Source organism: Phenylobacterium sp. (assembly GCF_020402505.1).
GTDB lineage: Bacteria > Pseudomonadota > Alphaproteobacteria > Caulobacterales > Caulobacteraceae > Phenylobacterium.
Genome location: NZ_JADBZL010000077.1, coordinates 1 through 14,581, shown reverse-complemented (window position 1 = coordinate 14,581; position 14,581 = coordinate 1). Strand labels below are relative to the sequence as shown.

Annotated in this window: 11 protein-coding genes and 1 pseudogene; 11 read left to right on the top strand and 1 reads right to left on the bottom strand. The window is 71.2% G+C overall.

Going from position 1 to position 14,581, the window contains the following annotated elements; translation table 11 throughout:
- Positions 1-31 precede the first annotated feature (31 nt).
- From murG to ligA, 11 genes are all read left to right on the top strand, one after another.
- Positions 32-1,138 carry an undecaprenyldiphospho-muramoylpentapeptide beta-N-acetylglucosaminyltransferase gene (gene murG, locus IM632_RS06020; RefSeq protein ID WP_296483643.1) on the top strand — a complete coding sequence of 369 codons (1,107 nt, stop codon included), beginning with the start codon at positions 32-34 and terminating at the stop codon, positions 1,136-1,138.
- On the top strand, positions 1,135-2,550 hold the full coding sequence (gene murC / locus IM632_RS06015) for a UDP-N-acetylmuramate--L-alanine ligase (RefSeq protein ID WP_296483639.1): 1,416 nt from the start codon (positions 1,135-1,137) through the stop codon (positions 2,548-2,550). Before murG ends, murC begins: the two co-directional genes overlap by 4 nt.
- Positions 2,547-3,491, top strand: coding sequence for a UDP-N-acetylmuramate dehydrogenase (gene murB, locus IM632_RS06010; RefSeq protein WP_296483636.1), 945 nt, complete (start codon positions 2,547-2,549; stop codon positions 3,489-3,491). Before murC ends, murB begins: the two co-directional genes overlap by 4 nt.
- On the top strand, positions 3,478-4,437 hold the full coding sequence (locus IM632_RS06005; RefSeq protein ID WP_296483635.1) for a D-alanine--D-alanine ligase: 960 nt from the start codon (positions 3,478-3,480) through the stop codon (positions 4,435-4,437). Before murB ends, IM632_RS06005 begins: the two co-directional genes overlap by 14 nt.
- On the top strand, positions 4,403-5,290 hold the full coding sequence (locus tag IM632_RS06000; RefSeq protein WP_296483633.1) for an FtsQ-type POTRA domain-containing protein: 888 nt from the start codon (positions 4,403-4,405) through the stop codon (positions 5,288-5,290). The genes IM632_RS06005 and IM632_RS06000 overlap by 35 nt, the downstream gene beginning before the upstream one ends.
- 13 nt (positions 5,291-5,303) lie before the next feature.
- Positions 5,304-6,629 carry a cell division protein FtsA gene (ftsA, locus tag IM632_RS05995; RefSeq protein ID WP_296483630.1) on the top strand — a complete coding sequence of 442 codons (1,326 nt, stop codon included), beginning with the start codon at positions 5,304-5,306 and terminating at the stop codon, positions 6,627-6,629.
- Positions 6,630-6,836: 207 nt separating this feature from the next.
- The gene (gene ftsZ / locus IM632_RS05990; protein WP_296483628.1) at positions 6,837-8,396 is read left to right on the top strand and encodes a cell division protein FtsZ; all 1,560 of its coding nucleotides are present in this window, start codon (positions 6,837-6,839) and stop codon (positions 8,394-8,396) included.
- A 202-nt stretch (positions 8,397-8,598) separates the two neighbouring features.
- Positions 8,599-9,492, top strand: a complete 894-nt coding sequence (gene lpxC, locus IM632_RS05985) for a UDP-3-O-acyl-N-acetylglucosamine deacetylase (protein WP_296483626.1) — start codon at positions 8,599-8,601, stop codon at positions 9,490-9,492.
- Positions 9,493-9,572: 80 nt separating this feature from the next.
- Complete coding sequence (locus IM632_RS05980; protein WP_296483623.1) at positions 9,573-10,490, top strand: outer membrane protein assembly factor BamD; 918 nt, start codon at positions 9,573-9,575, stop codon at positions 10,488-10,490.
- 52 nt (positions 10,491-10,542) lie between these two features.
- The gene (locus IM632_RS05975; RefSeq protein WP_296483620.1) at positions 10,543-12,237 is read left to right on the top strand and encodes a DNA repair protein RecN; all 1,695 of its coding nucleotides are present in this window, start codon (positions 10,543-10,545) and stop codon (positions 12,235-12,237) included.
- Complete coding sequence (gene ligA / locus IM632_RS05970; RefSeq protein ID WP_296483617.1) at positions 12,230-14,332, top strand: NAD-dependent DNA ligase LigA; 2,103 nt, start codon at positions 12,230-12,232, stop codon at positions 14,330-14,332. The genes IM632_RS05975 and ligA overlap by 8 nt, the downstream gene beginning before the upstream one ends.
- A gap of 138 nt (positions 14,333-14,470) precedes the next feature.
- On the opposite strand, the pseudogene IM632_RS05965 reads toward ligA, so the two are convergent.
- A pseudogene (locus IM632_RS05965) lies at positions 14,471-14,581 on the bottom strand (ISAs1 family transposase); the annotation flags it as partial.

Below are 14,581 nucleotides of genomic sequence, written 5' to 3'. Positions count from 1 at the left end.
CAATCGCCAGGGACTCCCGTAAACCCCGCCCATGCAGAAGATCGCCGTTGTCGCCGCCGGGGGAACCGGGGGCCACCTGTTTCCGGCCCAGGCCCTCGCCGAGGCGCTGATCGCCCGCGGCTGGCGGATTGTTCTGGCCAGCGACGAGCGGGTGGCCGCCCTGACGGAGTCCTTCCCCGCCGAGCAGAGGATCGGCCTGTCCGCCCGCAGCTACCGTCCCGGCGACCTGATCGGCATGGCCCGCGCCGGCCTGGCCATCTTCGCCGGGGTGCTGCAGGCCCGGGCCGCCTTCCGCAAGATCCGGCCGGACGTGGTGGTCGGGTTCGGCGGCTACCCCTCGGCGCCGGGGCTCCTGGCCGCCCTGACCCAGCACCGCCCGACCGTGCTGCACGAACAGAACGCGGTCATGGGCCGGGCCAACCGGCGGCTTGCCGGGCGGGTCCGCGCGGTGGCCTGCGCCTTTCCGATCCTGCAGAAGGCGCCGCCCGGCGTGGCCGAGCGCGCTGTCGTGGTCGGCAACCCCGTGCGGGCGGAGATCCGCGCCATCGCCGGGACGCCCTATTCGCCGCCTGGCGAGACGGGCCCCATCCGCCTGCTGATCACCGGCGGAAGCCAGGGCGCCCGCCTCCTGTCCGAGCTCATGCCGGCGGCCATCGCGGCCCTGCCGGAGGCGCTGCGTCTCAGGCTGGAGGTTCAACAGCAAACCCGCCAGGAGAGCCTCGACCTCGCCCGCCGGACTTACGCCGACGCCAATGTGAAGGCCGAGATCGCGCCCTTCTTCCGGGACATGGCCAGCCGGCTGAAGGCCGCCCACCTGGTGATCGGCCGCTCGGGGGCCGGATCGGTCTGCGAGTTCGCCATTGCCGGTCGCCCCGCCATACTGGTCCCCCTCGCCGTCGCCCTCGACGACGACCAGGGCCAGAACGCCCGGGTGATGGCCGAGGCCGGGGGCGCGGTGGTCGCGCGGGAAGACCAGCTGACGGTCGAGACCATGTCCGCCGCGCTCGTCAAGTTGCTGGGAAACCCCGACCGGCTGGCCCGCATGGCGGCCGGCGCCGCCAGCCTGGCCCGGCCGGACGCCGCCGAGCGCCTTGCCGACCTCGTTGAAGCGGTGGCTGCGGAGGGACGCGGGCGATGAACCGACGCAGGCCCACCCCCTTCGATCTGGGGCCGGTCCACTTCGTGGGTATTGGCGGCATCGGCATGAGCGGCATCGCCGAGATCATGCTGCGGGTCGGCTATACGGTGCAGGGGTCCGACGCCCGCGCCAGCGCCAACACCGAGCGGCTGGAAAAGCTGGGCGCCCGGATCTTCATCGGCCAGGACCCGCGGAATGTCGAGGGGGCCTCCGCGGTCGTCTACTCCACGGCCATCCGGCCCGAGAATCCCGAGCTGGTGGAGGCGCGCGCCCGGCGCCTGCCCCTCGTCCGGCGGGCCGAAATGCTGGCCGAGCTGATGCGCCTGCAGTTCTCGGTGGCCGTCGGCGGCACGCACGGAAAGACGACCACCACCTCCATGATCGCCGCCCTGCTCGATGCGGGCGGCCTGGACCCGACGGTGATCAACGGGGGGATCATCAACGCCTACGGCGCCAACGCCAAGGTGGGCCAGGGCGACTGGATGGTGGTGGAGGCCGACGAGTCCGACGGCACCTTCCTCAAGCTGCGCGCCACCTGCGCCGTGGTCACCAACATCGACCCGGAACACCTGGACCACTACGGCTCCTTTGACGCCGTCCGGCGCGCCTTCCGGGAGTTCGTCGAGAGCACGCCCTTCTACGGCTTCGCCGCGGTCTGCACCGACCATCCCGAGGTCCAGGCCATGGCCGCGCGGGTCGAAAACCGGCGCCTGGTCACCTACGGTGTGAACCCCCAGGCCGAGGTCCGCGCCGAGCGGATCGAGATGGGAGCAGATGGCTCGCGCTTCGATGCCGTGATCCGGCCCCATGGCGGCCCGGCCCACCGCTGGGAGGGCCTGCACCTGCCGATGGCGGGTCACCACAATGTCCTCAACGCCCTGGCGGCCATCGCCGTGGCGCGGGAGCTGGGGGTGGGCGAGGCCGAGGTGCGCAAGGGTCTCGCCGGCTTTGGCGGCGTCCGCCGGCGGTTCACCACCACGGGCGTTGCCGGCGGCGTTCGCATCATCGACGACTACGGGCATCATCCCGTGGAGATCGCCGCCGTCCTGAAGGCGGCCCGGGCCGTCACCCCAGGCCGGGTCGTGGCGGTGGTCCAGCCGCACCGCTATTCGCGGCTGAGGGATCTCTTCCAGGACTTCTGCTCCTGCTTCAACGACGCGGACACGGTGATCGTCTCGGACGTCTACGCCGCCGGCGAGGCGCCCCTGCCGGGCGCAAGCCGGGACGACCTCGTGGAGGGCCTGAAGCGGCACGGGCACCGGCGGGTCCTGCCCCTGTCCGGTCCGGACGCCCTGGCCGCGCTGGTGAAGGCGGAGACCACGCCCGGCGACCTGGTGGTCTGCCTGGGCGCCGGGGACATCACCGCGTGGGCCCATGCCCTGCCGGGCCAGCTTGAGGCGCTCTCCAGGTGAACTGGCGGGAGCGCCTTCCCGCCGTGCGCGGACGTCTGCTTCAGGACGAGCCCCTGGCGCCCTTCACCTGGCTACGGGTGGGCGGCCCCGCGGACGTTCTCTTTCTGCCGGCGGACGAGGCGGACCTCGCCGGATTTCTGGCGGCCCTCGACCCGGCAGTGCCCGTCACGCCCCTGGGCGTGGGGTCCAACACCCTCGTCCGCGACGGCGGGGTGGAAGGGGTGGTGATCCGCCTGGCCGGCCGCCCCTTCGCCCGGATCGAAAGGGTCGGGGAGCGGCGCATCCTGGCCGGCGCCGGCGCCCTCGACGCTCAGCTGGCCCGGGAGGCCGCCGCTACGGGGCTGGCGGGCCTAGAGTTCTACCGGGGCGTACCGGGCTCGGTGGGCGGGGCTCTGGTCATGAACGCCGGCTGCTACGGCGCGGAGACGGCGGATGTTCTGGTCGAGGCCCGGGCGGTCTGCCGCGACGGACGGATCCTCACCATCCCGGCGTCTGAGATGGGCTTCAGCTACCGCCGCTGCGCCCGGGCCGCCGACGGCGACCTGATCTTCACGGCGGGCCTGTTCGAGGGTCGGCCCGACGACCCGGCGGCCATCACCGCCCGGATGGATGAGATCACCGCCCGGCGCGAGGCCAGCCAGCCGATCCGCGAGAAGACCGGCGGCTCCACCTTCAAGAACCCCGAGGGTCACTCCGCCTGGCGACTCGTGGACGAGGCCGGCTGGCGCGGGCGGGCTTTCGGCGGGGCCATGTTCTCGCCCCAGCACGCCAACTTCCTGATCAATACGGGCGAGGCGACGGCGGCGGACCTGGAGGGGTTGGGCGAGAAGGTGAGGGCGGAGGTCGAGGCCCGGACAGGAATTCGCCTCGACTGGGAGATCCGCCGGATCGGTCGCTCGGGCCCCGTCGTTCGGAAGGAATTCACGCATGTCGGACCCTGACATCCGCCCCCTGGCCGGGCGCCATGTCGCCGTCCTGCTGGGCGGCCTGTCGACGGAACGGGAGGTGAGCCTGGTCTCCGGCGCCGCCTGTGCTGACGCCCTGGAGCGGCTGGGCGCGCAGGTCAGCCGCGTCGACGCCGGCCGCGACCTGGCGCAGGTTCTCTCCCGGCTGAAGCCCGACGTCTGCTTCAATGCCCTGCATGGCGTCTGGGGCGAGGACGGCTGCGTCCAGGGCGTGCTGGAGACCCTGGGCCTGCCCTACACCCATTCCGGCGTCCTGGCCTCGGCACTCGCCATGGACAAGACCCGGGCCAAGGCTGTGCTGGCGGCGGCCGGCGTCACCGTGCCCGGAGGCGGGCTGTATGACCGCCATGAAGCCGCCGCGGGTCATGTCCTGCCGCCGCCCTACGTGATCAAGCCCAACGCCGAGGGCTCCTCGGTCGGCGTCTTCATCGTCGAGGCCGGCGCCAATTCGCCGCCTGAAGCGATTGCCTCCGAGGCGTGGTCGCTGGGCGACCAGGTCCTGGTCGAACCCTACATCCCCGGCCTGGAGCTCGCTGTCGGGGTGATGGACGGCTGCGCCATGATGGTCACCGAGATCGTCCCGGCGACCGGGTTCTACGACTACGCGGCGAAGTACGCGGAGGGCGGATCGCTTCATATTCTGCCGGCCCGGATTCCCGCTCAGGCGACCGAGCGCGCCTTGCGGATGGCCGAGGCGGCGCACGCCGCCCTGGGGTGTGCGGGCGTGACCCGTTCCGATCTTCGTTATGACGACGTTAACGACATTCTGGTTCTCCTTGAGGTGAACACGCAGCCCGGTATGACGCCGACCTCACTCGTCCCCGAGCAGGCCGCCGCGATGGGTGTGACGTTCGACCAACTGGTGCTCTGGATGACGGAGGACGCCCATGCCCGCGGCCATGCGGGGAGGATCGTCGGCTAGGCCGACCGGACGGGGCGCGGCGCAGGCCGCAGCCCGGGGCCGGGCGGCTGCGCCGGAAGGCGGGCTTTCCGCCCCGGCCATCCTCCTGGCGGCGCTCGGCGTGCTCCTGGTGGCCCTCGTGGTCATCCTCGCGACAGGCGAGCGGGGCGCCCGTCTGGCCGCCACAATCAGCGCCGACGTCAATTCCCGCCTCGCCGCCGCCGGCTTCCGCCTCGCGGCTGTCAGGGTGAAGGGCGCCTCGCCCCTGGCCACCGCCGACATCCTCAGGGCCGCCGGCCTCTACAAGGACCAGCCGTTGGCGGGCCTGGACCTGAACGATGTCCGCCGGCGTATCGAGTCGGTCGGCTGGGTGGACGACGTGCGGGTGGTGCGGCTGTTGCCGGACACCCTGTTGATCCAGGTGGTGGAGCGGCGTCAGCTCGCCGTCTGGCAGGTGGATGGCCGCCGGCAGGTCATCGATGTCCGCGGCGCCCCCATCCCTGAGGCTGACCCGGCCAGCTTTTCCGGGCTCCCTCTGGTGGTGGGCCCCGGCGCCAATGTGGGCGCAGCGGATCTCCTGCTCGAACTGAGCCGCCGTCCGGCGGTCATGTCCCAGGTCGAGGCCTTGGTCCGCGTGGACCAGCGCCGCTGGGACCTCAGGCTCAGGTCCGGCGGCGTCATTCAACTTCCCGCCGAAGGCGAGGCCGCCGCCCTGCGCCGGCTGGATGAACTCGACCGCGCCTCCGGTCTGATGAGGATAGGTTTCGACCGTCTGGACCTTCGGGTTCCGGAGGTGGTGGCGGTGCGGCCGCGGTCGGGAGTCACACACCCGGCTGCGGAGCCCGAGGCTCCGGAGGCGGCGGCAAGGGGATGATGGAGGGCGCCAGGTGACCATGCTTGAAGCGAGTCGGGAGTCCCGGGACGGATTGAAGGTGGCGCTGGGCCGGCCCCAGGTGACCGCCGCAGTCGACCTGGGCGCCAGCAAGGTCGCCTGCTTCATCATGAAACCGGACGGCGTGAGACGGGTGGACCGAACCCTCACCGCTTCCGGAGTGGCCCATGTCCAGTCCCGGGGCGTCCGCAACGGCGCCATCATCAATATCGACGAGGCCTCCGAGGCGGTGGCCCAGGCGGTGGAGCGCGCCGAGAGCATGGCCGAGGTCCGGGTGCAGGGGGTGACCGTCACCACTGCGGGTGGACAGCTGGCGGGTCGGCGCGTGGCCGGCCGGGTCTCCCTCGGCGCCCGGCCGATTTCAGACGAGGACCTCGCCCGGGCGATCCGTTCGGCCATGGCCCAGCTCAAGCTGCAGGACCGCAAGGCCATCCACATTCTGCCCGTGTCCTGGTCTGTCGACGCCCAGGCGGGCATCCGCGATCCGCGCCAGATGTTCGGCCGCGCCCTCGGGGTGGAGCTCCTGGTGGTGACCATCGCCGAGGCCGCCTACCGGGTGCTGGCGACCTGCGTCGAGCGGGCCCACCTGACTTTCGAGGGCGTCGCCGCAGCGCCCTTCGTCTCAGCCCTCGCCGCCCTTGAGGAAGACGAGATGGATCTGGGCGCGGTCTGCATCGACATGGGCGGCGGGTCCACCTGCGCCGCCGTCTTTGCGGGCGGCAGCCTCGTACACGTGGAGACTGTCCCGGTGGGCGGGCAGCACGTGACCTCCGACATCGCCCGGGGCCTTTCCACCTCCTGGGCCGGCGCCGAGCGCATCAAGAGCCTTCACGGCTCTGCCATCGCCTCGGCCAACGAGGACAAGGAGATGATCGAGGCGCCGCCCCGCGGGGACGATCCCGGCGCCGGGCCGGTCATCGCGCCCCGATCCCTTCTGAAGGGCATCATCGCCCCCCGCGTCGAGGAGACCCTGGAGCTGCTCCGCGACCGGCTGAAGGCCTCCGGCGTTCCTGTCGAACCGGGCGCCGGCCTGATCCTGACCGGCGGCGCCAGCCAGCTGGCCGGGGTCCGGGAAGTCGCCCTGCGGGTCTTCGACCGGCCTGTCCGCCTGGGTCGCCCACGCCGGGTCCCGCACCTGGCGGACGCCGCTTCCGGACCGGCCTTCTGCGCCGCCGCCGGGGTTCTGCAGCGGGCCGCCTTCGGTCCCCGGGAGGCGGTTCCGGCCCGGGCCCTGGTCAATTTCGGCGTTCGCCGGGAGCCCATGGACGCCCGGACGAATCCCGTGATCCGCGCGGCGGTCTGGCTTCGCGACAATCTCTGAGCCTCCGACTCCCCCCCCGTGCGTCGTCAAACCGTCGATTTTGTGCACAGGAAAGCACGTCCGAGCCTCGACGAGCCTCCGACTCGGGCTAAGCAATTAACCCCGAATTAAGGGCGTCAGGGCCACCATTAACCCTGTCGTCGGACCGGTTCGTCTGGGTTTTCCAGCGTGAGGGCGGTCAACCTGACGGAGCACGCGAGGGGTCTCATGGCAATTGCACTTTCCGCGCCGCGCGCAACCGAACTCAAGCCGCGCATCGTCGTCTTTGGCGTGGGTGGCGCCGGCGGGAACGCGGTCAACAACATGATCGACGCCGGCCTTGAGGGTGTCGAGTTCGTGGTCGCCAACACGGACGCCCAGCAACTGGCCTTCGCCAAGACGGATCGCCGCATCCAGCTCGGAGTGACCGTCACCCAGGGCCTTGGCGCCGGCGCCCACCCCGAGGTCGGCATGAGCGCCGCCGAGGAATCCATCCCCGAGATCGGCGAACACCTCGACGGCGCCCACATGGTCTTCATCACCGCCGGCATGGGCGGGGGCACCGGCACCGGCGCCGCGCCGATCATCGCCAAGGCTGCCCGCGAGCGCGGCATCCTGACGGTGGGCGTGGTGACCAAGCCCTTCCACTTCGAGGGCCGGCACCGGATGCGTCTGGCGGACAGCGGCATTTCCGAGCTGCAGCGCTATGTCGACACCCTGATCGTCATCCCGAACCAGAACCTCTTCCGGGTCGCCAACGAGCGAACGACTTTCGCCGAGGCCTTCGGCATGGCGGACCAGGTGCTGCACTCCGGCGTCCGGTCCATCACCGACCTGATGGTCCTGCCCGGCCTGATCAACCTCGACTTCGCCGACGTCCGGACGGTCATGACCGAGATGGGCAAGGCGATGATGGGCACCGGCGAGGCGGAGGGTGAAGACCGCGCCCTTATGGCCGCCAACAACGCCATCCAGAATCCGCTTCTCGACGAAGTGTCCCTGCGCGGCGCCAAGGCCGTCCTGGTCAACGTCACCGGCGGCCTCGACATGACCCTGCTGGAGGTCGACGAGGCGGCCAACGCCATCTCCGAGCAGGTGGATCCCGAGGGCAACATCATCTTCGGCGCCGCCTTTGACCCGAGCCTGGAAGGGCGCATCCGGGTCTCCGTGGTGGCCACCGGCATGGACGGGGCGTCGATGTCCGTGATCGAGCCGCGGGCCGCGCGCACCACTGTACAGCCGCCTCCGATCCGTTTCTCGGAAAACGTAGACGCTTCAATGTCCCCGCAGTTCGCACGCGCGGCGGAACCTGCCCCCGCAGAGCCGGAGCCTGCCCAGGCGGCCTATACGCCGCCAGCGGCTCCTGTCGCCGATCCGCCCCTGTTTGACGACCGGGCCTCGGTGGCCCCGGATTTCCTGGCCCCTGAGCAGGGCGACCTTCTCTCCGCCTCAACTGAGGCGGCGGCCGCGGTGGAGGCTGTGGCCGATCCCGCTCCCGCCATCCGCCCGATCGAACCGACCCTCAAGAAGATCGTCGATCCCAGTGTGGCTGACGATGATGACTTTGACGGGATCTTCCCCAACCCCATCGCCTCTACGGCGCCCCCGCCCCGGCCGACAGGTTTCCGGCTCTGGGGTCAGAAGCGTCCGGCCAGGATCGATCCGCCACCCGCCGTGGCCTCGCCCCGAGCCGGAGGGGCCTTGCCTGTGGAGTCGCCGGGCGAGGCGCCGGCGCCCGAAGGCGAAAATCTCGACATCCCGGCCTTTCTGCGCCGGCTGGCCAACTAGGCCTCTCCCGATTTCCCGGGATGACATGGGCCCGCCGGTCTTGCCGGCGGGCCCTTTCCATGCCCTGAAATCCCGAAGGATTCACGGGGGTTAACCGGAGAAACATTACGAAACGCAACGTGTTTTGCGGCGCCGCAGCAAGCCCCTTATCTGCCCTCTGACGGCATGTGTATCCGTCCCGAGTGACCTGGAGGCTCGCGTCTTGGCCGAATTTGCGTTTCAACACACCGTTCGCAGCCCCGTCCGCTTTGCGGGGATCGGCGTCCATACCGGCGAACAGGCCAGGGTCACCCTCCTTCCCGCGCCGGCGGATACGGGCGTGGTCTTCATCCGGACGGACGTCCGGGACCGGGACAACCGGATCGCCGTCAGCGGCGAGGCCGTGTGCAGGACCCAGCTGGGTACGGTGATCACTAATGCCGCCGGCGTGACCGTCTCCACCATCGAACACCTCATGGCCGCCCTGGTCATGACCGGCGTCGACAACGCCCTCGTCGAGATCGACGGACCGGAGATGCCGATCATGGACGGCTCCTCCATCGATTTTATTCGCGGCCTGGACCGCGCCGGCCTTCAGCCCCAGGGCGCCCCTCGGCGGTTCATCGAGATTGTTGACGTCGTCGAGGTCATCGAGGGTGACAAGCGCGCCACCCTGCGTCCGTCGGACGGCTTCGAGGTCGCCTTCGAGATCGCCTTCGCCTCTGCGGCCATCGGTCGCCAGGCGGTAGACCTGAAGATGGGCGCAGGAGCCTTCCGTCGGGAACTCGCCGACTGCCGCACCTTCGGCTTCCTTCATGAGGTCGAAGCCCTGCGCGCCATGGGCCTGGCCCGGGGCGGCTCCATGGACAACGCCGTGGTCATCGACGGTGACGAAATCATGAACCCCGAGGGCCTGCGTCGTCCCGACGAGTTCGTCCGCCACAAGGCGCTGGACGCCATCGGCGACCTCTATGTTCTCGGCGCGCCGGTGATCGGGCGGTTCGAGGGCGTCCTCGCCGGTCATGCCCTGAACAACGCCTTGGTCCGCGCCCTCCTCGCCACTCCGCACGCCTGGCGCGTCCGGACCCTGGCCGCAGAGATGGCCGAAGCGGTCTGATCCGCAGACTGCGCGCCGAGCGTTGGCGCGGACGGCGGCCTCGTGTAGAACCCTGGTCGGTCAGGCGCGGGGGCGCGCTCATGTCCTTTGAGGTGATGGTGTCCGTGCTTCGCAGATCCTGGATCGCCCCGGCCGTCGCCGGCCTTGCGGTCGCGCTCCTCCTGTCCGGTTGCGCCAATCAGACCCGGAAACCGCGCCTGGTTTATGAGGAGCGCCCGGTGGAGCTGCTCTTCGCCACCGGCGCCTCCCGTCTGGACGCCCGTCAATGGAGCCAGGCGGTCGACTACTTCGCCGAGGTTGAGCGACAGCATCCCTACTCGGAGTGGTCCCGCCGGGCCATTCTCATGACCGCCTACGCCAACTACCAGTCCGGCAAGTATGCCGAGGCGATCGGAGATGCCGACCGGTTCATCTCCCTCTATCCCGGCAACCCTTCGGCGGCCTACGCCCACTACCTGAAGGCGATCTGCTACTTCGACCAGATCGTGGACGTGGGCCGGGACCAGGCCTCGACCGGTCAGGCCCTCGCCGCCCTCCGGGACGTGGTCCAGCGCTTCCCCAAGACGGAATACGCCGCGGACGCGCGCCTGAAGATCGACATGGTCAACGACCAGCTGGCCGGCAAGGAGATGTCGGTCGGGCGCTACTACCTTCGGCAGGGCGACACCCTGGCGGCGATTGGCCGGTTCCAGACCGTGATCCAGCGTTACCAGACCACCACCCACGCTCCCGAGGCCCTCTATCGCCTTGTGGAGGCGAACCTGACCCTGGGTCTGGCGGAGGAGGCGCGGCGTAACGGCGCCGTGTTGGGCTTCAACTATCCTGGCGACTATTGGTACCGGGAGGCTTACGCCCTGCTGACCTCGAAGGACCTTCGACCCGCCGTCACGCCGGATGGCAAGGCCAAGCGGCGGCTGCCCCTGCCGTTCATCAGGGATCCCGCCAAGACCCTGCCGCCGCAGTCTGCGGACCAGGGCCGCAGTCCGGACGCCGGTTGAACAGGTCCCGGGCGGACTTCCGGTCCGGCCGATTCGCGGCGAACCTGCACCCATGCTGACCGGCCTCTGGATTCGCGACGTGGTGCTGATCGAAAGCCTCGACCTCGCCGTCGGGCCGGGGCTCACCGTGCTGACGGGAGAGACGGGGGCCGGCAAATCCATCCTGCTTGACGCTTTGGGTCTTGCGGCGGGTGTCCGCGCCGAAGCGGGCCTCGTGCGCCGGGGCGCCGCCCAGGCCAGCGCGGCGGCGGCCTTCTCCCCGCCTCCTGGTCATGCGGTCTGGAGTCTCCTGGAGGCGAGGGGGCTTTCCGCCGTCCCGGGTGAGGACCTCATCCTGCGGCGCGTCCTGTCGGCGGACGGCCGCAGCCGCGCCTTCGTCAACGACCAGCCCGCCAGCGTCGGCGCCTTGCGCGAGATCGGCGCCCTTCTGGTCGAGGTGCACGGCCAGCACGAGACGGTCGGCCTCCTGGACGCCCGCACCCACCGGGACCTGCTTGACGCTTACGGCGGCCACGGGGCGCTTCTGCGCGCCACCGGGGAGGCCTGGAGGGCCTGGCGGGAGGCCGAGGCCGCCCTGGAAACCCTCAGCCGGGACGCGGCCTCCGTCGCCTCGGAAGCCGAGGAGGCGGGCCTGATGCTTGCCGAACTGGACCGGCTGGCGCCGGAGTCCGGCGAGGAAGCCGCTCTTGCCGAGACCCGGGCCGTCCTCGGCGCCGCCGAGAAGGCCCTGGCCGATATCAATCAGGCCGGCGAGGCCCTGGAGGGCCTGCCCCCGCGCCTTGCCGCCGCCATCCGCGCCCTGGGCCTGGCCCGCAGCCGCGCCCTGCAGGCCGGCGCCGGGGCCGAGGGCCCGGCCGTCCGCCGCCTGGCGGAGGCGGAGGCGGCCCTGGACGCCGTGTTCAGCGGGCTTCAGGAGGCCGAGGCCGCGGTCGAGGCGGCGGCGTCCGCCTTCGACTTCCGCCCCGACGACCTGGAGAAGGCCGAAGAGCGCCTCTTCGCCCTGCGGGCGGCGGCGCGGAAGCTGGGGTGCGCGGTGGAGGAGCTGCCGGTGCGCCGTCAGGCCCTGGCCGACCGCCTGGCCCGGCTGGAGTCCGGCGAAGCCGAGCTGGTCGCCGCCCGCCGCGCCGCTGCGGAAGCGCAGACCCGCTACATCGAGGCCGCCGCCGCCCTCACCACCGCCAGGACCGCCGCTGCGGAGGCCCTGTCCCGGGCGGTGGAGGCGGAACTGCCGCCCCTCAAGCTGGAGCGCGCCCGGTTCCGGGTCGCCCTGGAGCCCCTGGCCCCGGATCGCGCCGGGCCCGGCGGCTGCGACCGCGTCGTCTTCCAGGTCGCGACCAATCCGGGGGCGCCCTTCGGCGACCTGACCACGGTGGCCTCAGGGGGCGAGCTGGCCCGTTTCGCCCTGGCCCTGAAGGCCTCCCTGGCCGGGCGGGGCGGGGAACCGCCCCTGATGATTTTCGACGAGGTCGACCAGGGCGTCGGCGGGGCCGTGGCCGACGCCGTGGGCCTGCGCCTGCGTCGCCTCGCGACCGAGGGACAGGTCCTGGTGGTCACCCACTCGCCCCAGGTCGCCGCCCGGGCCACCGCGCACTGGCGGATCGCCAAGGCGGGCGAGGCGGAGGACCTGCGCACGCGTGTGGAACCCCTGGACCCCGCCGCCCGCGAAGAGGAGATCGCCCGCATGCTGGCCGGCGCCGAGGTCACCGACGAGGCCCGCGCCGCCGCCCGGGCCCTGATGCATGCCTGAGATCGCCATCCCTGACCTGACGGAGGCTGAGGCCGCCGAGGAGCTGACCCGGCTGGCGGACGAGATCGCCGCCCACGACCTGGCCTATCACCAGGCCGACGCGCCGGTCGTTTCCGACGCCGACTACGACGCCCTGCGCCGGCGCAATGCCGAGATCGAGGCGCGTTTCCCCCATCTGGTGCGCGAGAACTCGCCCTCCATGCGGGTCGGCGCCTCGCGTTCCGAGCAGTTCTCGCCGGTGGAGCATGGGGTCCCCATGCTGTCCCTGGACAACGCCTTCTCCGACGCCGAGGCCGAGGAGTTCGACGCCCGGATCCGACGCTTTCTGCGGCTCGATGAGGCCGCCATAGCCTACACGGCCGAGCCCAAGATCGACGGCCTCTCGGCCTCCCTGCGTTACGAGGGCGGGGTCCTGGTGCGCGGCGCGACCCGGGGCGACGGCCGGGTGGGCGAGGACGTCACCGCCAACCTCCTGACCATTGGCGACATCCCCCGCCGCCTGGCCGGTTCGGGCTGGCCCGAGGTGGTGGAGGTGCGCGGCGAGGTCTATCTCTCCCACGCCGCCTTCGCCGAGCTGAACGCCCAGGCCGAGGCCGCCGGCCAGAGGACCTACGCCAACCCCCGCAACGCCGCCGCCGGCTCCCTGCGTCAGATCGATCCGCGCATCACCGCCACCCGGCCCCTGGGCTTCTTCGCCTATGCCTGGGGCGAGGTCAGCGCCCCCTTCGCCCAGGCCCAGTGGGAGGCCCTGGGTCGGCTGAAGGCCTGGGGTTTCGCCACAACACCGCAGTCGCGGCGGGTCGAGGGCCCCGAAGGCCTGCTCGAGGCCTACCGCGAGATGGAGGCGGCCCGGCCGCATCTGGGTTTCGACATTGACGGGGTGGTCTACAAGGTTGACCGGCTGGACTGGCAGCAGAGGCTGGGCTTCGTCACCCGTACGCCCCGCTGGGCCATCGCCCGGAAGTTCCCCGCCGAACAGGCCCGCACCGTGCTGATGGCCATCGACCTTCAGGTCGGGCGCACCGGGGCGGTGACGCCCGTGGCGCGCCTGGCCCCCGTCACCGTGGGCGGCGTGGTCGTGGAGAACGCCACCCTGCACAATGCCGACGAGATCGCCCGCAAGGACATCCGTGTGGGCGACACCGTCATTCTGCAGAGGGCCGGGGATGTCATTCCCCAGGTCGTGGGCGTGGTGGCCTCCGAGCGGCCGGACCCGCCGCCGCCGCCCTTCGCCTTTCCCACCGTCTGCCCCTGCCCCCTGGCCACCCCCCTGGTGCGCGAGACCACCGCCTCGGGCGCCGAGACCGTGGTGCGCCGCTGCTCGGGCGAGTTCGCCTGTCCCTTTCAGCGCATCGAGCACCTGCGCCATTTCGTCTCCCGCCGCGCCTACGACATCGAGGGCCTGGGCGAGAAGCAGCTGGCCGCCTTCTTCGACCGGGGCTGGGTGCGCGAACCCGCCGACATCTTCCGCCTGGCCCGGGACGCCGCCCGGCTGGACGAGCTGCGGACCATGGACGGCTACGGCGAGACCAGCGTCGCCAACCTGGTCGCCGGCATCGAGGCCCGCCGGACCATCCCCCTCGACCGCTTCATCTTCGGCCTCGGCATCCGGCACATCGGCGAGACGACCGCCATGGTCCTGGCGCGGGGCTACGGCTCTGCGGAGGCCTTCCTCGCCGCCATGGACCGCGTCGCTGCCCGCGACCCCGACGCCATGGAGGAGCTGGACGCCCTGGACCAGGTGGGCGGCGCAGTGATCGAGGCCGCCGCCGCCTATTTCGGCGAGGCCCACAACCGCCGGATCGTCGCCGAGCTGGTCGCCGAACTGAGCATCCGCGACGCCGAGAAGCCCCGCCAGGACACCGCCGTCGCCGGCAAGACGGTGGTCTTCACCGGCGCCCTGGAGCAGATGACCCGGGACGAGGCTAAGGCGAGGGCGGAATCCCTGGGCGCCAAGGTGGCGGGCTCGGTCTCGAAGAAGACCGACATCGTGGTCGCCGGTCCGGGCGCCGGCTCCAAGCTCAAGATCGCCGAGGCCCTTGGGATCCAGGTCCTGACCGAAGCGGAATGGCTGGAACTGATCGGCAGCCCCTAGCCATCATCCCTCCAATTCCTCTCCCAGAGGCGAGGTGACGCGCGCAGCCCTCAGCAAGCCCCCTCACCGGGCTTCGCCCGGAGCTCCCCCGCAGGGGAGCAATTGACCCCCTAATTCCTCCCCCTCTTGAGGGCAGGGCTATCGCATATGGCCGAGCATGGAGAGCAGGAAGGCGTCGTCCCATCCGGCGCGCTTGAGCTTCTTCTTCATTGAGCCCTTTGCGGGGTGATGCCTGGCGATGTTGAGGGC

Excerpts from the sequence above, each read along its gene's own strand:
- murG (WP_296483643.1), top strand. The coding sequence starts at position 32 with ATGCAGAAGATCGCCGTTGTCGCCGCCGGGGGAACCGGGGGCCACCTG.
- murC (WP_296483639.1), top strand. The coding sequence starts at position 1,135 with ATGAACCGACGCAGGCCCACCCCCTTCGATCTGGGGCCGGTCCACTTC.
- IM632_RS06005 (WP_296483635.1), top strand. The coding sequence starts at position 3,478 with ATGTCGGACCCTGACATCCGCCCCCTGGCCGGGCGCCATGTCGCCGTC.
- IM632_RS06000 (WP_296483633.1), top strand. The coding sequence starts at position 4,403 with ATGCCCGCGGCCATGCGGGGAGGATCGTCGGCTAGGCCGACCGGACGG.
- ftsZ (WP_296483628.1), top strand. The coding sequence starts at position 6,837 with ATGGCAATTGCACTTTCCGCGCCGCGCGCAACCGAACTCAAGCCGCGC.
- IM632_RS05980 (WP_296483623.1), top strand. The coding sequence starts at position 9,573 with ATGTCCTTTGAGGTGATGGTGTCCGTGCTTCGCAGATCCTGGATCGCC.
- IM632_RS05975 (WP_296483620.1), top strand. The coding sequence starts at position 10,543 with ATGCTGACCGGCCTCTGGATTCGCGACGTGGTGCTGATCGAAAGCCTC.
- ligA (WP_296483617.1), top strand. The coding sequence starts at position 12,230 with ATGCCTGAGATCGCCATCCCTGACCTGACGGAGGCTGAGGCCGCCGAG.